This window comes from Nocardia tenerifensis NBRC 101015 (genome assembly GCF_000308715.1).
Classification (GTDB): domain Bacteria; phylum Actinomycetota; class Actinomycetes; order Mycobacteriales; family Mycobacteriaceae; genus Nocardia; species Nocardia tenerifensis.
This window is the reverse complement of record NZ_BAGH01000353.1, coordinates 1-19,381: the sequence shown is the minus strand read 5'-3', so window position 1 is coordinate 19,381 and position 19,381 is coordinate 1. Positions and strand designations below refer to the sequence as shown.

At 69.7% G+C, this 19,381-nt stretch carries 22 protein-coding genes and 1 pseudogene; 12 read left to right on the top strand and 11 right to left on the bottom strand.

Going from position 1 to position 19,381, the window contains the following annotated elements; all coding sequences use genetic code 11:
* On the top strand, nt 1-219 hold a 219-nt coding region (locus tag ON39_RS28215; RefSeq protein WP_040738942.1), incomplete at its 5' end, for a MerR family transcriptional regulator.
* Nucleotides 220-225: 6 nt separating this feature from the next.
* On the opposite strand, the gene ON39_RS28210 is transcribed toward ON39_RS28215, so the two are convergent.
* Together ON39_RS28210 and ON39_RS28205 are read right to left on the bottom strand one after the other, a co-directional pair.
* Nucleotides 226-1,713 (bottom strand): amidase, encoded by a 1,488-nt coding sequence (locus tag ON39_RS28210; RefSeq protein ID WP_040738941.1) that lies wholly within the window; start codon nt 1,711-1,713, stop codon nt 226-228.
* A gap of 273 nt (nt 1,714-1,986) precedes the next feature.
* Nucleotides 1,987-3,312, bottom strand: a complete 1,326-nt coding sequence (locus ON39_RS28205; protein WP_040738951.1) for a cytochrome P450 — start codon at nt 3,310-3,312, stop codon at nt 1,987-1,989.
* Nucleotides 3,313-3,678: 366 nt separating this feature from the next.
* Between ON39_RS28205 and ON39_RS28200 the strand changes: the two genes are divergently transcribed.
* Nucleotides 3,679-5,064, top strand: coding sequence for an FAD-binding oxidoreductase (locus ON39_RS28200; RefSeq protein ID WP_246002691.1), 1,386 nt, complete (start codon nt 3,679-3,681; stop codon nt 5,062-5,064).
* A gap of 71 nt (nt 5,065-5,135) precedes the next feature.
* On the opposite strand, the gene ON39_RS28195 is transcribed toward ON39_RS28200, so the two are convergent.
* From ON39_RS28195 to ON39_RS28185, 3 genes are all read right to left on the bottom strand, one after another.
* Nucleotides 5,136-5,318, bottom strand: a complete 183-nt coding sequence (locus tag ON39_RS28195) for a 2-hydroxymuconate tautomerase family protein (protein WP_040738949.1) — start codon at nt 5,316-5,318, stop codon at nt 5,136-5,138.
* Between the two features lie 103 nt (nt 5,319-5,421).
* The gene (locus tag ON39_RS28190; RefSeq protein ID WP_040738940.1) at nt 5,422-6,294 is read right to left on the bottom strand and encodes a LysR family transcriptional regulator; all 873 of its coding nucleotides are present in this window, start codon (nt 6,292-6,294) and stop codon (nt 5,422-5,424) included.
* 38 nt (nt 6,295-6,332) lie between these two features.
* Complete coding sequence (locus tag ON39_RS28185; protein ID WP_040738939.1) at nt 6,333-6,977, bottom strand: TetR/AcrR family transcriptional regulator; 645 nt, start codon at nt 6,975-6,977, stop codon at nt 6,333-6,335.
* A 105-nt stretch (nt 6,978-7,082) separates the two neighbouring features.
* On the opposite strand from ON39_RS28185, the gene ON39_RS28180 reads away from it, so the two are divergent.
* The 5 genes from ON39_RS28180 to ON39_RS28160 all read left to right on the top strand — a co-directional run bounded on the left by ON39_RS28180 (nt 7,083) and on the right by ON39_RS28160 (nt 10,219).
* On the top strand, nt 7,083-8,114 hold the full coding sequence (locus ON39_RS28180) for a medium chain dehydrogenase/reductase family protein (RefSeq protein WP_040738938.1): 1,032 nt from the start codon (nt 7,083-7,085) through the stop codon (nt 8,112-8,114).
* Between the two features lie 44 nt (nt 8,115-8,158).
* Nucleotides 8,159-8,758, top strand: a complete 600-nt coding sequence (locus ON39_RS28175) for a hypothetical protein (RefSeq protein WP_051187243.1) — start codon at nt 8,159-8,161, stop codon at nt 8,756-8,758.
* Nucleotides 8,759-8,934: 176 nt separating this feature from the next.
* Entirely contained in the window at nt 8,935-9,312 is a 378-nt protein-coding gene (locus tag ON39_RS28170; RefSeq protein WP_040738936.1) for an Rv0313 family protein, read from the top strand.
* A gap of 171 nt (nt 9,313-9,483) precedes the next feature.
* Nucleotides 9,484-9,771, top strand: a complete 288-nt coding sequence (locus tag ON39_RS28165; protein WP_040738935.1) for a hypothetical protein — start codon at nt 9,484-9,486, stop codon at nt 9,769-9,771.
* 52 nt (nt 9,772-9,823) lie between these two features.
* Nucleotides 9,824-10,219: a hypothetical protein gene (locus ON39_RS28160; protein WP_146250998.1), complete on the top strand. Its 396-nt coding sequence runs from the start codon at nt 9,824-9,826 to the stop codon at nt 10,217-10,219.
* Here the strand turns inward: ON39_RS28160 and ON39_RS28155 are convergent.
* The 3 genes from ON39_RS28155 to ON39_RS46200 form a co-directional block, all read right to left on the bottom strand.
* Nucleotides 10,216-11,397: a glycoside hydrolase domain-containing protein gene (locus ON39_RS28155; RefSeq protein WP_040738933.1), complete on the bottom strand. Its 1,182-nt coding sequence runs from the start codon at nt 11,395-11,397 to the stop codon at nt 10,216-10,218. The two genes, ON39_RS28160 and ON39_RS28155, sit on opposite strands and share 4 nt — an antisense overlap.
* Before the next feature lie 135 nt (nt 11,398-11,532).
* Nucleotides 11,533-12,282, bottom strand: a complete 750-nt coding sequence (locus tag ON39_RS28150) for a Gmad2 immunoglobulin-like domain-containing protein (RefSeq protein WP_246002693.1) — start codon at nt 12,280-12,282, stop codon at nt 11,533-11,535.
* An 86-nt stretch (nt 12,283-12,368) separates the two neighbouring features.
* Nucleotides 12,369-12,584 carry a DUF4326 domain-containing protein gene (locus tag ON39_RS46200; protein ID WP_051187241.1) on the bottom strand — a complete coding sequence of 72 codons (216 nt, stop codon included), beginning with the start codon at nt 12,582-12,584 and terminating at the stop codon, nt 12,369-12,371.
* Nucleotides 12,585-12,631: 47 nt separating this feature from the next.
* Here ON39_RS46200 and ON39_RS28140 point away from each other — a divergent pair, with 47 nt between their 5' ends.
* The 3 genes from ON39_RS28140 (at nt 12,632) to ON39_RS28130 (ending at nt 16,521) form a co-directional block, all read left to right on the top strand.
* Nucleotides 12,632-13,498, top strand: coding sequence for an alpha/beta hydrolase family protein (locus ON39_RS28140; protein WP_051187239.1), 867 nt, complete (start codon nt 12,632-12,634; stop codon nt 13,496-13,498).
* A gap of 132 nt (nt 13,499-13,630) precedes the next feature.
* Nucleotides 13,631-15,688, top strand: coding sequence for an acyltransferase family protein (locus ON39_RS28135; protein WP_040738932.1), 2,058 nt, complete (start codon nt 13,631-13,633; stop codon nt 15,686-15,688).
* Between the two features lie 317 nt (nt 15,689-16,005).
* The gene (locus tag ON39_RS28130; protein ID WP_051187237.1) at nt 16,006-16,521 is read left to right on the top strand and encodes a hypothetical protein; all 516 of its coding nucleotides are present in this window, start codon (nt 16,006-16,008) and stop codon (nt 16,519-16,521) included.
* 29 nt (nt 16,522-16,550) lie between these two features.
* Here ON39_RS28130 and ON39_RS28125 read toward each other — a convergent pair whose 3' ends face one another.
* Nucleotides 16,551-16,742, bottom strand: coding sequence for a DUF3072 domain-containing protein (locus tag ON39_RS28125; protein WP_040738931.1), 192 nt, complete (start codon nt 16,740-16,742; stop codon nt 16,551-16,553).
* A 186-nt stretch (nt 16,743-16,928) separates the two neighbouring features.
* On the bottom strand, nt 16,929-17,210 hold the full coding sequence (locus ON39_RS28120) for a hypothetical protein (protein WP_040738930.1): 282 nt from the start codon (nt 17,208-17,210) through the stop codon (nt 16,929-16,931).
* A gap of 214 nt (nt 17,211-17,424) precedes the next feature.
* On the opposite strand from ON39_RS28120, the gene ON39_RS28115 reads away from it, so the two are divergent.
* Entirely contained in the window at nt 17,425-17,985 is a 561-nt protein-coding gene (locus ON39_RS28115) for a GNAT family N-acetyltransferase (RefSeq protein WP_040738929.1), read from the top strand.
* Between the two features lie 247 nt (nt 17,986-18,232).
* A complete protein-coding gene (locus ON39_RS46195) occupies nt 18,233-18,952 on the top strand; it encodes a class I SAM-dependent methyltransferase (RefSeq protein ID WP_051187235.1) in 720 nt (239 codons plus the stop codon).
* A gap of 85 nt (nt 18,953-19,037) precedes the next feature.
* On the opposite strand, the pseudogene ON39_RS28105 reads toward ON39_RS46195, so the two are convergent.
* A pseudogene (locus tag ON39_RS28105) lies at nt 19,038-19,381 on the bottom strand (hypothetical protein); the annotation flags it as partial.

The following is a 19,381-nucleotide window of genomic DNA, read 5'->3' as shown; positions in this document are numbered from 1 at the left end:
GCCCGCAGCGACGGCGGCACCCGCCGCTACAGCGGCAACGACATCGCGCGCCTGCGACGGATCGCCACCCTGGCCGCGACCGGCGTCAATATCGCCGGCATCGGCCGCATCCTCGAGCTCGAGGACGCCAATGCCGACCTGCACATCGACAACGACCGCCTGCGCGGCGACAACGCCTCCCTGCGCAGAGACCAGCGCCGCCGCGAAAGGTCCGGATAGGCGTGCTCAGTCGCCGAGTTCCGGCGGTTCGAGATGGCGCCACGGCTGGGCTTGCTCGAGTTGGGCGGCCAGTCGCAGCAGCAGGAACTCTGAGCCGAGCGGTCCGACGAATTGGGTGCCGAGCGGCAAGCCGTCGGCGGTGCGGTGCAGCGGCACGCTCATGGCGGGGCGGCCGGTGAGGTTGGCGAGTTGGGTGAACGGGACCGGGGCGAGGTTGGTGAGCACGAGGTCGCGGTAGGTCGGCGTGCGCGTGATCGCGGTCCCCGCGCGCAGTTCCAGCAGCAGGGCCATGATCTTCTCCACTGCCACAGGGGGTTTCGTCTGGCCGATGCGCAGCGGCGGCGCGGCGAGCGTCGGCGTGAGCAACAGGTCGTAGGTGTCGTGGAACTCGGCGAGCGCGCGCGTGTAGGTGTTCCAGCGACCGTGCGCCTCGAACAGGGTCGCGGCGGAGTGCGCACGCCCGGCGGCGGCCACCACGCGGGTCGTCAGGTCGAAGTCGGATTCCTTCGCGCCGGTGAGCTTTCGGGCTCGGGCCAGCCTGGCCGCGAGGCTCGCGGCCCACACCGTCATGAAGTCGTGTGCCGCGCGACGGCCGTCGATGCGCGGCGCGGCGGGCTCGACGTCATGGCCCAGCCGTTCCAAGAGCGCAGCCGTCGCCTCGACCGCGCGCACCGCCTCCGGGTGAACCTTTGCGCCCAGGGGTGATTCGTGGCTGAAGCCGATGCGCAGCCGGCGCGGCGGCGCGTCCACCGCCGTGACATAGGGTTGGGCGGGCCGGGCCGACAGGTAGGGTCCGCCGGGATCGGGCTCGCTGAGCAGGTCCAGCATCACCGCGGAGTCGCGGACGCTGCGCGACAACACCCCGGCGGTGGAAGCGCCGAAGATGCTCTCCGCGACATCGGGCCCCGCCGGAATAATTCCGCGCCCGGCCTTCAGTCCGAACAAGCCGGTGCAGGCCGCCGGGATGCGGATCGAGCCGCCGCCGTCGCTGGCGCCTGCCATCGGCACGATTCCCGCCGCGACCGCGGCCGCCGATCCGCCCGAGGAGCCACCCGGCGTGTGGTCGAGGTTCCAGGGATTGCGCGTCGCGCCGTAGGTTCGGGTCTCGGTGACGGCGACGGCGCCGAACTCCGGGGTGGTGGTCTTGCCGAAGATCACCAGGCCCGCGTCGATCCACCGCTGCACGACCGTGCTGTTGTTGTCCGCCTTGACTTTTCGCAGCGGACCGGTGCCCGAGCCGGTCGGGTAGCCCGCGAAGTCCTGCCCGAGATCCTTGAGCAGGAACGGCACTCCGGCGAACGGCCCCTCGAACGGCCCGTCGGCCGCTGCCCGCCCGACCTCGTCCATGCGCAGGCTGATCGCGTTGATTGCCGGATCGACCTGGTCCCGACGGTCCGAGGCGACCTCGAGCAGTTCGGCGGGCCGCACCTCCCCCTTGGCCACCAACTCGGCCAGCCCGACCGCGTCGTACCCCCGATACTCGTCGTAGCGCATAGCTTTCCTCTCCGCCGCGATAGCAGGCGGCAAGGTCTCGTACGCATCGGCCAGGCGCGCCACTGTACTGCGCCCGCGGCAATGCTATCGAAAGCGTTTCGGACCTGTTCCGGCTCAGCGGCTAACGGTCGGCCGCTCATCGGCAAGGCGAGATCGGAGTCGATCAGTGTGGCCGAAAAGGCTTGTCGCGCAGCGTTGTCTCGACCTCCGGCGCTACCGGCGGCCGACGGCGACTATTGCGGCGACTATCTGACCACAGCCACGTGCATCCGATCAGCGTGCCGCGGTCTCCGGTGTGCGGGCCGTGACGCGCATGCGCAACCGCCGGGGCTGCGGCACAACCGCAAGGGTCGGACGAGTATCGGTGCCGGGAACGGCGTGCAGATCCCACCGGGCGGCGATAGTGGCCAGTGCCAGGATCGCCTCGGTCATGGCAAAGGTGTCGCCGATGCACTTTCGAGCGCCGGCGGCAAAGGGCAGCACCGCGTCCCGCGGCGGCGGGGTCAGCGCCGGATCGAACCGATCGGGATCGAACCGCTCCGGCTCGGGGTACAGGTCGGGCCGGTGATGGATCAGGTACGAGCTGTAGATCACCGTGGTCCCCGCGGGCAGCGGCTGACCGCCGAGCTCGGTGTCCTCACTCACCGCGCGCGTCTGCAACCAGGCGGGCGGGCGAAGACGCAACGTCTCGGCGATGACCCGTTCGGTGTAGGGCAGGCGCGCCAGGTCCTCGTGGCGGGCGGGCCGCCCGGCGAGCACGGAGTCGACCTCGGTGTGCAGGCGAGCGACGACCTCCGGGTGCCGATCGAGCAGACTCAGCGCCCACGCCAAGACGGTGGCGGTGGTGTCGGTACCCGCGAAGAAGAAGGTGACCACCTGGTCGATGATCTCGGTGTCGCTCAATCGCCCGCCGTCACGGTCGCGCGCGAAGACCAACGCCGAGAACAGATCTCCGCGATCGACCCCCTCGCCGCGCCGCGCCGCGACGAGCGCGCCGAGGATCGTGCGCGTCTCGCGCGCCGCCTCGGCGACCGCGCGGTTGCCGAGGACCGGCCATCGCCGCAGCCACGCCGGCATCAGCACCTGCCAGACCACCCCGGCGAAGACGGTCTCGACGTCGCGCAGCAGCCGGTGCTGATCCGATTCGGAGATCGCCTGGCCGAACAGCGTCGCGGCGATGACCCCGGCGGTGAAAGTGTGCAGCCGCGATTTCACGTCGACGATCTGCCCGTCGCGCCACGAGTCCACCATCTCGGCGACGTGCTGGGTCATCACCGGGGCGTAGCCGGCGATCCGGTCCGGGCGGAACGCAGGCTGGATCAGCCGCCGCTGCCGCCGGTGCATCGCGTGCGGGCAGAGCGCCAACCCGTCGCCGACCAGGGCTCGGCCGCTGTCGAACTGCGGACCGCCCTTGTCGAAAACCCGGTCGCGCCGCAGCATTTCCTGTGTCAGGGCGGGGTCGCAGACCACGATGGCGGTGCTCGGGCCCAAGCCGATGGCGACGAGATCGCCGTGGGCGGAGAGCGAGGCCATGAACCCCATGGGGTCACGCAGAAGCGACAAGAGGTGGCCCAGGACCGGCAACCGTCGGGGCGCCACCACGATGCCAGGCCTGACCACGTCGGCTACCCCAGGCGCGCCCACGTCGACTACCGCGAGGCCGCTCGCGCCATCTACCGCAGGACACCCTGCGTCTGCTACCCCGGGCCCACCCGCGTCGACTACCGCAGGCCCGGCCGCCCACCCGGGAAAGGAAGCGGAGACCACCCGACGAACTCTTGACAACACACGCACCACCTATCTCCCTCCCAGACAGGAGCTATCCGAGTTTTATTGTGCGCCAATCGGACTGACGGCACTCCCACTTCGGGAGGATCCACCGCCGTTCGCGGCGCACCCGTTCGGTGGCGAGGGCCGACGTGCGGGACCTACCATGCGAGCACGGGCTTTGCGTAGGGCGAGCGGATGGAGGAGCACGATGTCGGTGACCGGTCCGGGGCCGCGATGACCACAGCGTTCGATGGGGCGCCGCTCGAGGTCGACACGCGCCCTGCCGTGTTGGACCAGTTCACGGTGGACGAGACGGGGCAGGCCGGGCGACGGCCTAGCGGGGTCGTGTATCCGACCGGTGTCGACGAGGTGGCCGCGTTGGTGCGGTGGGCGCGCGCGACGCGGACTCCGCTCATCCCGCGCGGCGCGGGCACCAGCCTGGAGGGGCATCTGCTCGCCCAGCGGGAGGAGTTGATCGTCGATCTGTCGCAGGCGAACTCGATCCTGGACATCTCCCCCGCGGACTTCACCGCCACCGTGCAGCCCGGTCTCACCCGCACCCAGCTCAACGCGGCCACCGCCGAATCGGGCCTCCAGTTCACCGTGGATCCCGGCGCGGACGCCTCGATCGGCGGCATGGCCGCGACCAATGCCAGCGGCACCACCACCGTCCGCTACGGCGGCATGCGCGCGAATGTGCTTGCCTTGCAAGCGGTATTGCCCGACGGATCGGTGGTCCGGCTCGGCCGCGCCGTCCGCAAGTCGTCGAGCGGCTACGACCTGAAGGACCTGCTCATCGGTTCGGCGGGCACGCTAGGCATCATCACCGAGCTCACCGTTCGCCTGCACCCGATCCCGGAATGGCTGCGCTCGCTGCGGGTCTCGTTCCCCACCGTCTCGGCGGCCGTGGACGCCGCGGTCGAGATGCTCGGCGCCGCACTGCCGGTGAGCAGGCTCGAGCTGGTCGATACGCCGAGCATGGTCGCCATCAACGCCTTTCGCGGCACGGACTACGCCGAGTCGCCCGCGTTGTTCATCGACGTCGAGTCCTCGTCCGAGCCGGCGGCCGCCGCGGAGGAGCGGGAGATCCGGCGAATCGTGCAGGCCAACAACGCTGTCGAGATCGCGGTCGCGCACACCCACACCGAGCGTCATGCCCTGTGGGAGGACCGGCACAATCTGTACTTCGCGGTGAAGTCGCGCCACCCCGGCAGCCGATTCCTGGTGACCGATACCGCCGTCCCCTACTCACAGCTCGCCGCCACGGTGGAGACGACGACCCGGCTCGGCGCGGAACTCGGCCTCGCGGTCAGCGTCGCCGGGCATATCGGCGACGGCAACGTGCACACCATGGTCCCCTACACCGAGCTGAATCATGCGGCGGTGCAACAGTTCTCCGACAGCCTGGTCCGCCACGCGCTGGCCGTCGGCGGCACCGCGACCGGCGAGCACGGCATCGGCCTCACCAAGAAGAAGTATCTGCGCGACGAGCACGGCGACGCCGTCGACGTCATGATCGCGATCAAACGCGCCATGGACCCGATGAACCTGTTCAATCCCGGCAAGGTGCTCGACACGTAACCCGTTCCGGCGACGGCGAACCGGGAGGCGACCGTGCCCGCCGCCGCCGGCGGGCCGGGTCGCCCGCGAAACTACTTGTCCGCGATGAACTTTCCGCCGACCGCGTACCCGTCCGCCGGGTACTCCTCGATCCACACGTGCACCGACTCGGCCGGCGACTTGTAGGCGTCGACGAACGCGTCGGTGATCCGGCGAACCAGCTCCCGCTTGGCCTCGTCGGTCTTGGGCAGCTGCTGGACGATGACGTTCGGCATCGTGGTCTCCTTCACTCGGCCCGCTCGCGAGTTCGAGCGGAACTACCCATAAATCTGCTGCATACGGCCGGTCCGACCAAGACCCGGTTCGCGCACGCAGCGATCACCGATCGTGATCGTCGAACTCACAGGCGGCGAGCAGGATCTCCAGCGCGGGCGGCGGCGCGGCGGCCCGCACGACGAGCGCGGCCTCCAGCGAGAGTCCCGGCGGGGCAAGGGAATTGAACACCACCCTGGTACTGCGCAGCTGCCGCGCGTGCGCGGCGTAGACGACCGTCCAGCTGGTGTCCGAGCCGATCATCGCCAGGGTGTCGGCGAGCGCCGAGCTGACCGGACCGGGCACCGGCTCGAACCCGGCCTCGTGACAGGCGTCGACGACGAGGTCGACCAGCGGCGGATTGGCGCGACGTTCGGTGAGCCGCAAGGGATACGGCGCGAGATCGGTCAACGCGAGTTCCGGCACCCCGGCCAGGGGATGCCGCGCCGAGAGCGCGACCAGCAGCGGGTCGTCCCACACCGGAATCCTTCGCAGGCCCGGGTGCTCGACCGGCCCGCGCACGAACGCGGCGTCGAGCCGCCCGTCCAGCACCCGCTCGACCCGCGCGCGGGTGGACGCGGACACCGTCTCGACCCGCACCTGCGGCGCCAGGCGCTCCATGATGCGGTCCAGGTGATCGCCGAGACCGGTGCTGGTCCCCAACCGCAGCGTCGCGCCCGCGACGAACCCGGTGATCGAGGCCTTGGCGCGTGCGGCCGCGGCGAGCGCGTCCCTGGCCCCCGGCAGGAACCGCGCGCCCGCCTCGGTCAGCACGACCCGGCGCGGCGAACGATCGAACAACTCGACACCCAGCTCGCGTTCCAGCTGACGCACCTGCTGACTCACCGCCGACTGCACGATGTGCAGCCGCTCGGCGGCCCGCCCGAAGTGCAGCTCCTCGGCGACGGTGACGAAGTATCGGAGTTGGCGCAGTTCCACGGCCCGACCCTACGGGCCTCGGCCCGGGGCACACCGCGCTACGGCGCGTCTTTGAGATGGGCCAGCGCGGAGATCATCCGCTCGGCGATGTCGGGCGGCCACGGAAACGCGACGGTGGCGGCGCGCTGGTGCGCCAATCCGTGCAGGCCGAGCCACAACCCGACCGTGTCGGTGGACAGCTCGACGCCCTCGGCGCGGCCCGCCGCGACACAGTCCCGCAGGAGCTCCGTGAGCTGGTTCAACGTCACCTCGCCGAGCGCGACCATATCGGCCTCGGTCAGGGTCGTCTCGTCCAGCGCCGGCATCCAGACGCCGCCGAACATGGTGCGGTAGCGCTCGGGATGCCGGTCCGAGAACTCCAGATACGCGTGACAGAAGGCGAACAGCCGGTCTCGCGGATCGTCACCGGCCGCGGCCACGGCCGCGTGCAGGTGCTCCTCGAGTTCGCCGAAGGCCTGCTGCACGACGGCGAGCATGATCGTCGGCTGATCGGGAAAGTGCCGATAGATGGAGGGCGCGGCGATGCCGACGCGGCGGGCGACGGAGCGCAGCGTGACGGCCTTCTCGTCGCCGGTCTCGTCGAGCAGTTCGACGGCCGCCGCCACGATCTCGTCGCGCAGGCGGGCGCCCTCCCCTCGACGGTTGCGTACGCGCGTGGGAGACGCGGTCATGTTGTCAGCCATGCCGTTAACTTACACCTGAAAACTTATCTGCGTTAGCCCTTGCGCTACGAAAGCTTACATGCGTATGGTTACAGCCGTAACAACCCACTGAGCGCGGAGAACGTCATGAACACCACCACTGTCACCACCGAGGTCGTGCTACCCGGAAAGGTCGAGGCGAGCGATCTGCTGATCCGTACCCGCGCCCTGCCCGCCCCCACCGCGGGCCAGGCCGTCCTGCGGATGGACGCGACCGGCGTGTCCTTCGCCGAGCAGCAGATGCGCCGCGGCAAGTACTACGACCAGCCGCCGTTTCCCTTCGTCCCCGGCTACGACGTGGTCGGCACCGTCACCGCCGTCGGACCCGAGGTCGACGCGCGGATGATCGGGCGGCGCTACGCCGCGGTCGTCAAGGTCGGCGGCTGGGCGAGCCACCTGCTGATCGACGCCGCGGACCTGGTGCCCATCCCCGACAGCGTCACCTCGGCCGCGGCGGAGACGGTGGTGGTCAACGGGATCACCGCGTGGCAGATGCTGCACCGCACGGCCGCGGTCCCGAGCGGCGCGACGATCGTCGTGCTCGGCGCGAACGGCGGCGTCGGCTCCACCCTCGTGCAGTTGGCCAGGCACGCGGGCATCAAAGTGATCGGCACGGCCTCGCCGAGCCATCACGAGACCATCCGCGCGCTCGGCGCGATCCCGGTCGACTATCGCGACCCCGACATGTACCGGCGCATCCGCGAGATCGCCCCCGACGGTGTCGACGCGGTGTTCGACCACGTCGGCGGCGCGGGCTTGGCGCAGTCCTGGGCGCTGGTGCGCAAGGGCGGCACGCTGGTGTCCTACGGCACCGCGGCGACCAAGGACGAGGACGGCAATTCCCAACTGCCGGTGCTGAAGTCGTTCGCTCGGCTGCTCGTGTGGAACTATCTGCCCAACGGCAAGAGCGCTCACTTCTACAACTTCTGGGCGGGCAGGCGTCGCCTGTCCACCTTCCGTAATCGGTTGAGCGAGGATCTCGTTCAGGTGTTGCGCCTGCTGGCGGACGGCGTCTTGGCGCCGCAGATCGCCGCGCAGTTCCCGCTGGCCGACGCGGCGAAGGCGCTCGCCCTCGCCGAGTCGCGCACGGTGGCAGGCAAGGTCGTCATCACCGCTTGATCGCCCGCAGATCCGAACCCGTTCGTAACCAGAGGAATTCAGCCATGGCCACCATCGCCCTGTCAGCCACGCCCCACTCCGTCCTCGACCGCCCCGGCGACGTCGACAACCGCGCCACGTATCTGAGCTTCGGGGCCGCCTATGTGTTCGGGCACGGCGCCGCCGCCCTGTCCAAGGGCGCCGATCCCGTGCTCAGCCTGCCCGGCTGGCTGCCGATGGCCCTGCTCGGCGCGGGCCTCGCCGTCGGCACCGTGGCCGCCACCATGGCCGCGCTGCGCGCTCAGCGCGGCGCCGACAGTTCGGAGGTGCTGTCCGGCAAGCTGCTCGGCATCTCCTGGGCCAGCGCGTTCGCCGCGCTGTTCCTCATCATCAGCGGCATCACCTCGCTGCTGGACCGCGCCGACCTGCAGGGCGTGCTCTGGCCGACCGGCGCCGGGCTCATCGTCGGCCTGCTCTACCTCGGCGAGGGCGCCGCGCGCCGCAATGTGCTGCACTACTGCCTCGGCACCTGGCTGGCCCTGGTCTCCACCGGCGCACTGATGCTCGGCACGCCCGGCCTGTTCTGGGTGCTCACCGTCGGCGGTGGTGGCGGCTACCTGATCGCGACGGTCCTCGAACGCCGCCGCCTCGCGAACCGACACTGAAAAGCGTTCCGCCGCAGGGAAACCCGGCCCCGACTCACTCCCGAACACCATGTCGACGCTGTCCGGAGCCCCACGGCTTCGGACATGTCGCCTGCTTCCATGTTGGTGGCCAAGACCTCATAACACGAGGACACTGAAGTAAATATCGCCGAATTCTTTCCCCCAGGAGCACTGTGATGGCATCCGAGAGACCTTTCGGGATCGGCCCGGAAGACTTCGAACGCGCGCTGCGAGAGGCGGGGATCGAGATCCGCGACCTCCTCGGCAAGGCCGGGGAGTACGTCGATCGCACCAGCGTGAACACACTGGCCTCGCTGCTCGGTCAATTCGTCCAGCCGGAGCGCACCCGGCCGCCGAAGCCGGAGACCACCGGCGAGACCGGCAACGGCGTGTGGGTCATCTATAGCGTCGACGACGCCGGCGTCGCCAGGGTCGAGCAGGTGTTCCCGAGCGAACTCGAGGCCCTGCGCGCGCACCGCGACAACACCGACGAACGCCGCCGCGTCCGCTTCCTCCCCTACGGAGTCCCCGCTACGGTGCTCGACACGCTCTGATACCGGAATCTGCGCACGGTGCCGTCTCAGCTCCGGCATTGATCATTCTGATTACCGCCTCGGGTATCGGGTAGAGCGTGGATGCGGCCGCATGACGGGATCACCCCGACGGCGGGCCGTGCGGCGCGAGGCCTCATGTCTCGCGCGGCCGCAGCGACACCGAGGAGGATCATGGTTTCCCAGGACGTCATCGCACAGCTCCGCCAGGACATCACCACCGCCGAGGACGCGGGCGACACAGCGACCAGCGAGCGTCTGCGCGGCGAATTGTCCGCAGCGATGGACGCCGCGGACCGAACCGACACCTCCGGTGCGGAGCTACCCGACCTCACCAGTTCCGGCTCCGCCCCGCAACCGGCCCCCGGCGCCACCCGTCGCGCGGCCGAGGACCTCGGGCCCGGCAGCTACGAGCAGAACGTCGAGGCCGCCGACGAGCAGGTCCAGGAGCCGCCGGACTGAGTTCGCTGATTGTGTCCCACGACCTATTTCCACCGCACAGGAGGAGAGATCCATGGTGACCACTCGAAACTATCGACGCCCCGTCCGTGTGGGGATCGTCTGCGGCGCACTGGGTTTGGCCATGTTCTCGGCCACGGCCCCGGCGCTCGCCGACAACGCTCTCGATATCAACAACGCCTCGCAGTCCGAGATCACGATCGACTACCGCTGCGACGCCGGGGCCGGCGTGACCGCCCTCAAGGCGATGGTGGGCGGCGCCCAGGCGGATCATCCGTCGGCCACCGGCACCCAGACCTCGATCGTCTGCGACGGCACCCCGCAGTCGGCCGTGGTGCCGCTCGGCCCCATGTCCGAGCCCGCGGGCGGCGAGATGCAGGTGCGCGCGGCGTTGGTCGACAGCACCGACACGGTGATCTCCGGCCAGGCGAAGGCGTTCACGCTGAGCTAACCCGTGCCGCCGTACTCAGCCAGTTTGTCGTTCAGGTAGTCCCACGGGAAATTGGGCCCGACGTCGGTGTGGGTGCCGTCGTGCTTGCCGATCGTGTAGGCATTGTGGTCGGCGATCCCGCGCTCGTCGCGGCCCAATTCCTCGGGGGAGATGGTGCGGATCGGCAGCCCGTACTTTCGGCAGTCCTGCACTGCGATCCATGCGGCGCAGTCGATTCCGCGCTGCATCAACTCGAACCATTGGTCCCGCGACCATGCCGCCCGGGAGCCCGCGAAGCAGAAGTTGATCGAGCGCGGGTTGCCGTTGAGGACCGACCAGGACGCCAGGTCGGTGTCCACCACGTCGATCACGGTGCCGGTGTTGTCGTCCGTATAGTGGTAGGACACACCGGAATTCGGGTTCTGCAGGTAGTTGGCCAGCGACTGCGCATCGCCGTTGCCCTCCTGCGTGTGCAGCAGGAACCACAGCACCGGCGCGCCGCCGCGCGAGGAGGTGTTGGGGCTGATGCCGGTCTGGTCGTCCTCCCGGCTGATCGGTGAGGTCGGCGTGCTCGGCTCGCGCGCCGCCGACCACTGGCCGTAGTCGGGCTTGAGCACCTGGTCGACGTCGATGCCGACGCCGGAGATCTCGCGCCGGTCTATCTCGATCTGATGCATGTGCGCCGCCGGATGGTCCCCGTTGATGGACGGGTCACCGGACCAGTTGTGCTGCCAGAACCATTGGCCCACACCGTCTTCCAGCGCCCAGTCGATGCACCGGGCATTGCAGTAGACGCCGGTCCACTCGGGGCCGACCACCGACGCCCAGCCGCGCAGGAACGGGGCGATCAAACTGTTCCACTCGTCGAGGGTGGGGTTGTCGTCGACCGGCGCGTACAGCGGCCGGTAGCCGGGGCCGCCCGCCTCGAAGTGGTAGCGCAGCGCTATCTCGGCGTGCCGCGCGCCGCCGTCGTAGCCGCCGCGCCAGTCCGCGGTCTCGCCCTTGCCGTATTGGTAATTGGTGACGATCTCCAGACCCTCGGCGCGCAGCCGGTCACAGTAGTCCCGGCGCAGCGGCTTGGCCCCGAAGTTCGTGCCGGGGCGCGACTCGGAGAAGTAGCCGACCACCCCCGCGTATCCGGCCGCTTTGATCTCGGCCGGCTCGATGAGCGCGGCGGAGAAGTCGATCAGCTGAGTCACCGCTCTGCCCTCCTCGCGGCCGCGGCGCCGTCCTCGTACACCACACTTCTACGGTACGATGCGCCACCCGGCCTGTCTTCGAATTCGCCTGTCCGCACGACGAGTTGGACCCGCTCCGAACTGCGACATCACCGTTCAGTGCAGTGCGCCGGTGACGGCGAAGTGCTCCACATCGGCGATGTGGCCGCCGGTCGACACGGCGATGGTGAGCGCGCTGCCGGGGTCGGCGGTGAAAGAGACTGTGGCAGACCAGGGCTCGTCCGTGCCGCCCCCTTCGATGCCGGTGACCAGACCGATCGGTTCGGGCTGGCCCTGGACCCGGATCTGCACCGTCAGGTTCTCGTCGACGCCGGTGATCCGGCCGCCGACCTCTAGCGGCGAGGTCACCGTTGCGCCGTAGGCCGGCGTGTCCACCACCAGCGTGCCGCCCTGCGACCCGACGACCTCCCACGGCGCGTCGTCGCCGGGGCCGATCCGGGCCAGGTGCAGCACGGCGGCGATGATCGACGCGCCGTTCGGTGCGTCGAAGCCGACGCTGATCAGGCTCTCCCGGTCGCCGACATTGCCGCTGTCGGGGCCGCCGACCACCTTGTCCACCGTGTGGTGGCCGAGGAAGTCCTTGGTGAACGCGAGCGCGGTCAGCCCGGGGTCGAGGTGCCAGGCGTCCACGCCGTCCGTCTGGTACGACGACACCCAGGCGACCGCGTCCGCCTCACTCTTGAACGGCCACAGCGGCACGAAGCCGAACGTGGACTCCTGCGTTTGGTCGAGAGAGGCCTGCTCGAGGCCCGCCTCCTCGGGATTGCCGCCGGTGGTCATCGCCGGACCGGCGAGGCCGAGGAGGGGCAGTATCCGCCGCCACCGGAAGATCGAATGTCGCTGCACGGCCCGTCCCCTTCCGCGAGGGTGCCCGTTGCGCTGGTTCGGTGCGTTTGCGCCTTCCTCCACGATATCGCGATGTCGCCGCGCCCTCAGCGGGTTTCGGCTCCTCTTTGGCCGGCTGCGGCATCCGCGAGCTCGGCGATCACCTCGGCGTGGCACGCCTCGGGCACGCACCAGCACCCGATCCGGTGGCCACGCAGCTCGGGCAGCATGGCCAGCGGGTCCGGGAGCGAGCGGCAGATCATCGTCACCCGGCCGGCTCGGCGGGTGTCGGGTACGGTGTCGGCGATCTGATCGGTGAGCACGGAGGTACCCCATCGTGGCGGGGGTTGTAGGGAGACGGAGATTCGCGGTGACCGCGGGGCTCGCGATGGCCGCCGTGTCGACGGCCGCCTCCCGGGCGATCGATGCGGAGACTCCGGTGCGCGTGCCGGACCCGTCGCGCACGGCCGACGGGGCGCTGCGGATCGGCTACGGCGCGAGCCCGGACAATTTCGGGGATCTCTATCTGCCCGACGGCCCCGGTCCCCATCCGGTGATCGTGCTGGTCCACGGCGGCGGCTGGTCACAGAATCGCACCCTGTCCCAATTCGCCCCGCACGCAAGGGCATTGGCCGAACAGGGCGTCGCCGTGTGGAATATCGAGTACCGGCGGGTGAACGGGGCGGGCGGCTGGCCGAGCACCCTGACCGACGCCGACGACGCCGTGGCGGCGCTCGCGACGGTGGTGCGGCAGAGCTGCGGCGACCGCCTCGACCTGCGGCGGGTGCACCTGGCCGGGCATTCGGCCGGCGGGCACCTGGCCGCATGGGTGGCGGGCAGGCGCTCCTCGCCGTCCGCGACGGCCTGGCCGATCCGCCTACGCAGTGCCACGCTGATGGCCGCGGTCCTGGATCTGGAGTACGCGGTGAGCCACGGCCGCGACGCCTTCGTCCGCAAGCTGCTCGGCGGCGGCCCCGACGAGGTGCCCGAGCGTTACCGCGTCGCCGCCCCGATCAACCACCTGCCGACCGGTATCCGCGTGAGCGCCCTGCACGGCGACCGAGATCGTGTCGTAGATCTCGAGCAGAGCCGCCGCTACATCGCAGCACTCGATCCGGCCGACGCCGAACTGCGCGTGCTGCCGGGAATCGGGCACGGCGAGTTCACCGACCCCGCCTCACCGGCCTGGACGGCCACGCGGCACGTCCTGCTCGACCACGTCGCACAGCTGCGCTGACCGGCCGCGGGTTAGGAGTTCCCGACGACCGCGTGGTAAGAAAATGACGGTGTCCGGGCAATCGGCGTTACCTCCAGCAAACCGGGTCGGCCGACCCCGGCGCGCGCATGCGGCGACGCGACCGAGGCCGCGGTGACGGCCCAGCTCGCCGCGCCACGGCAGTCCACGCGGCCGAAGGACTATCGCCTGGATCTGGACGGACTGCGCGGGTTCGCCATCGCGCTGGTCGTCATCTTCCACGTGTGGTTCGGCCGGGTCTCCGGCGGCGTCGATGTGTTCCTCGTCCTGTCCGGTTACTTCTTCACGGGGTCGCTGCTGCGCCGCGCGAGCGCCACCGGCACGGTCGCGTTCACGCACACCCTGCGACGCACCGCGCGACGTCTGTTGCCCGCGCTGGTGGTCGTGCTCGCCGCGGTCGTCGTCGCGACGGTGCTGCTGAAGCCCTATACGCAGTGGCCCGACATCGCCGCGCAGACGCTGGCTTCGCTGCTGTACTACCAGAATTGGCAGCTGGCGCTGTCCTGGTCGGACTATCTGGCCGCCGACCCGTCGGTGAGTCCGCTGCAACACCTGTGGTCGATGTCGATCCAGGGGCAGTTCTACCTGGCCGTGCTGGTGTTGATCGCGGTGCTGGCGTGGGGTTGCCGACGGTCGGGGCAGCGGGCCGCCTTGCGGCCGGCGCTGGCCGTGGTCCTCACCGTGCTGGCCATCGCGTCGTTCGCGTACGCCGATCGCGGCGTCTCCGTCCATCAGGGGTGGAACTACTACGACAGTTTCGCGCGCACCTGGGAGTTGCTGACCGGCGCGCTCGTCGCGGTCGTGGCGCCGCGAATCTCCTTGCCGCGCATCGTTCGCACCATTCTCGCGGTCGCCGGTTTCGCGGTCATCGCGGCCTGCGGGTGGCTCGTCGACGGCGCCAACGTGTTTCCGGGGCCGGCCGCCCTGCTGCCGGTGGGCGCCGCGGCGGCGCTGATCGTGGCGGGCGACCACGGGCCTTCCCCGCTGCCCAACCGCTTGCTCGCGACCGCGCCGATGGTGCGGCTGGGCGAGCTGGCCTACGCCCTGTATCTGTGGCACTGGCCGATCCTCATCTTCTACCTCGGCGAAAGCGGCTCCCCCACCGCCGGTTTCGTCGGCGGCTGCGCGGTGATCCTCGGCGCGCTGGTGCTGGCGCACCTGACGCACCGCTTCATCGAGGAACGCCTACGTGTCCGGCCGCGCGAAAACCGTTCGCCCGCGGCGAGTTACCGCCGCACCGGGATCGCGGTCGCCGCGCTCGGCACCGCGGTGCTCACCGCCTCGCTCGGGGCGCACATCGTGACCCGCACGAATCCGCCTCAGCCGGTGGGTTATCTGAATCCGGCGGTGTACCCCGGCGCGGAGGCGCTCCTCCGCGGCGTGAGCGGACCGCGCGCGCCGATGCGTCCCTCGCTGTGGGAGGCCCCGGCCGACGCGCCCTATCCCACGCGCGACGGATGCATCGCAGATTGGGACACCCGCGAGGTCATCACCTGCGCCTATGGTGACATCGGCGCGGAGCGCACCATCGCGGTGGTCGGCAGCAGTCACGCCGAACACTGGATACCGGCCCTGGATGTCCTTGCGCGCGAACACGGTTTCCGCATCACGACCTATCTCAAGATGGGTTGCCCGCTCACCGTCGCCGCCGAGCCGACCTACAAAGGCGAGGCCATCCCCGACTGCCGCGACTGGTCCGCCGAGGTGATCGACCGCCTCGGCGCGGACCGCCCCGACTGGGTGTTCACCACCGGCACCCGCCCCCGCGGCGACACCGGCGACGAAACCCCCGCCGACTACCTCGACGTGTGGACCAAGCTGTACCAGCACGGCCTCAATGTCCTCGCCATGCGCGATACCCCCTGGCTGCGCCGCGACGGCGTGCGGTACCGCGGCACCGACTGCCTCGCCCAGCGCGGCAACCGGATCAGCTGCGGCATGCCGCGCGCCGACGCCCTCGAAGAGCGCAACCCCGAGGACGAGCCCGCCGCGTCCTTCTCCAACGTCTTCCCGCTCGACCTCACCGACGCGATATGCGAACCCGAGGTGTGTCCCGTCACCGGCGGCAATATCCTCATCTACCACGACGAGCATCACCTGACCGCCAGTTACTCGCGGTCCCTCGCTCCCGAACTCGGTCGCCGACTGCAACCGATCCTCGGTTGGTGGTGAACCGCACGCGACCGACGAGTACGCGCCGGAGCTCGACCGCCTCGGCACGGTCTGTTGCCGCGTAGAATGAAAGCCGTACTGGGCGTGCGGCTTTGGCAATGTGGCCGAATGTGGTCCCGCTCAGCCACTTTCGCGATCGTCATCGCCGGCCGCGCCGAATCGCGGCGGCTCCGGCCACATCCGGGTGACGTCTGTAGGGACGATCACATGATTGGGCGGGATTCGCGCGGGTACGGCTGATGAATGCGGGCCCGTCTGCGCCGCCGGAGCCCCGCACCGATCGATCAGAGGATTTCGCAGGGGAAGGAACGAACGCGATGACAGACACCCTCGTCGACCTGACCGTCGACAGCCGGCAGGTCGCGCGACCCGCTCCCCGCCCGCGCCCCGCCTGGAGCGGCGGGCACTCGACGACCGCGAACGTCTGGCGCGACGCCAAAACCGTTCTGGTGACCCGGGTCACGGGTCCGCGACAACTGACCACCGTGCCCCGGTTGGTCATTCCCATCGGCGATACCCAGCTCGCCTTCCGCGTGTCGTCGCAGTCCGACGAGGCCGAACAGCTGGCGCGCGACGGCCGGGTGCTCGTGCAGCCCGGCGACCGGCGCGGCACCCCCGCGCTCGGCTCCCATCAGTGCCAGGGCCAAGCCCAATTGGTGACCGCGGGCACCCTGCTGCCCTATGTCGAGGCGGAGATCGCCAAGAAGTACCGGTGGCGAATCCCCGTGGCGCGCTTCGCGCACCGGCTCGGCCACGGGGACGCACCCTACGCCGACGTCGTCGTGCTCGTCACCGTGGCCGAGCCGAGCCCCGTGCCGATGCTGCCGCGTTGACGCCGCAACCGGGTGCCGGGGCCGCTCAGTCAGGCCCCACGCCCGGTCCGCTGCTGGAGCTCATCGATCAACTGCGAGGCATGGGCCTTCGTCAGCCCCTCCGGCACTTCCTCCCCCGCCTCCTGCGCCAAGGTCTGCAGATAGGACTGCTGCGGACCCGTCATCGGCTCATCCCCCGTGGTCCATTCCTCCGGCTCCTTCTCCGGATTAGGCTGCACCATCCCCAACTCCTCTCACTCGCCAGAACAAACGTTCGACCCTCGCCATACCCCGATCCCCCTCTCTCAACCACCCCGCACCCTCGCTGTTCGATACGGACAGCGAAACGACGAACCCCCGGCTCGAGGGACGAGTCGGGGGCCGACGTCGGACGGGCTGAGAGCGTCATGCGCTGATAGCCGCCTGGATCAGACTTTCTCGCACATTTCTCCGAGGAGCTTCTCTCCTTCCTCCATGCTCACCTGATCGCAGTAGTAGACAACGTCACCCTTTTCGTTGGAGAGTTCGGCGGCCTTACCGTCCAACTCTTCGCCGGCGTCGCATCCGGAAGCGTCGACGTGGCCGTTGTGTGGCTTGACCTCTTGGCACGTGACGGAGGCCTCGGAGGCGTGCGCGGGCCCGATCGCGAGAAAACCGGACCCCACCAAGGCAACGATCGACACTCCCATTCGCAGCGCACCGAGTTTCATACGACTCCCTTCCCTATGGACAGGCCATCTCGACCGCGGACTGACCCCGCCCACACGGCGGGTCACTACTCATTCGTTGCGGTCGGTGCACCGGATGGAAGCACCATGCGAAGCAACGGTTGTCCGGCATGAGCGGATATTCTTGCCATTTCGGCACTTCGGAGGACCTATGACACGCACACCGTCCGAGTCCGATTCTGTTCGGCCGCAATCGATGCCGGGTGCGCTTGCGCCGGTGGTCGCGCTGGACGGATACGGGCTTCACCTTCGCGAGTGGGCCGATGACGATGTGCCGGCCATGGTCACGTTGTTCGACGAGACCGAGGTCGACAGGTGGACTCCGCTGCGTCGGCCGTTCGATCACGCCGAGGCGCGGGCCTATCTCGACCGGGCGCGGGTGCACCGCGCCGAAGGTCGCGGCATCCAGCTCGCGATCACGACCGACGCCCGCACGCCCCGCGGCGAGATTCTGCTGTTCCGCGCTGGCTTGGACGAATCCGTGCCCGAGCGGCCCGATGCCGAATTGGCCTACGCGATAGGCTCGGCGCACCGCGGCCAAGGCCTCGCCACGCGCGCTGTGCGGCTGATCACCGAATACGCGTATCGCGAGCTCGGCGTCAGGCATGTCCTGCTGCGCATCGACCCGGCCAACCTCGCCAGCGTCGCCGTCGCCCGCGCCACCGGCTTCGAGCTCACCGGCGCTCCGCCCTTCACCCGAGCGCACTCCGGGCCGCTGCACACCTGGTGCCACAACGCCGACCTGCCGACCACGTAAGCGGCGTAGGTCGGCTCGCGGACCACGTCTGCGTCGGCTGAGGCCGGAACGCGCCACCTTCACCACCCGAAACGCTTGCCGCTTCGGCCGTGACGTCGCATGCTGGTCAGACAACTCGTGAAACCAGCAGTCGCCCAACGAATCCCGATCGGCGCGCAGCCGCGTGCCGACCCCCGGGTTGCGCTTCGGCCGTCTCGAGCCCCTGCGACCGGACCGGTCAACCCCGAGACCGAAGGCAGGACCGAGCATGTCCGACACCGACCATTCGACAACGCTGACCTGGGACACCGCCGCCGCGGCCGCCGCCTATCGCCGCCGCGACATGCGCCTGGCCGAACGGTTGATCTTCCCCACGGCGTTGCACCACCTCGGCCGACCGGCCCGCCCCGACGCGGCGGTGCTCGATATCGGCTGTGGCACCGGCGTTCTCGCCGCCCTGATGGCGCGAACGCACGGCTGGACGGTCCACGGACTCGACGTCTCCCCCCACATGCTGGAGATCGCCCGCACGGACAACGCACATCCACGCATCGACTATCACCTCTTCGACGGCCGTTCACTGCCCGACATCGCGGACGGCACCGTCGACGCGGCCGTGTGCTGCCTGGTGTACTGCACCGACCCCGACGACCATCGACTCGCCGCCCTGACCTCGGAGATCGAGCGGGTCCTGCGCCCCGGCGCCCCCTATATCCTCGCCGACCTCAACCCGGACGCCACCGGCGAACAATTCTCCACCCTCCGCTACGGCGAGCCGAAAACCACCTACTCCGACGGAGATTCGGTCCCCGTCGTCCTCCGCCGCCTGGACGGCACAACAGACGCCCTCACCTGCCACTTCCGCACCCTCGCCACCTACACCTCCTTGCTCACCGACGCAGGCTTCCCCACCCCGACCGTCGACCTCCCCACCGACACCGCCACTATCGCCCCCTACATGGTCCTCACGACTCATAAAGACCGATGACATGCCTGCCGAGCGGCTCGGCGGGAGCAACTCCGCACGGTGGCTCTGCCGAGTGTGATCGATTGCGCGCCCGCGACTTCGGCGGTTACGGCGACAGCCGCGCGAGCACCTCGAGGACCGCGGCTTCCTCACCGATCGGGTCGGTGAGCGGGGAGACGGAGACCGCGAGTTCGTCGGCTCCGGCCTCGTGCAGAGCGAGCAGGCGTCGGTGGATCGTGTCCTGGTCACCGTAGACGACGACCTCGTGGATGAACTCGTCGCTCAACCGTCCCTGCGCGTCGAGCGGATAACCGGCCTCCTGGAACATCTTTCGATAGGTGGGCAGGGTGGCGTATACGGAGAAGGCGCCCTGCGCGACCTCGCGCACGGTGCCGAAGTCGTTGGTGGGCACCACGTTCGCGCCGACGATCAGCGCCGGGCACGGGCGCT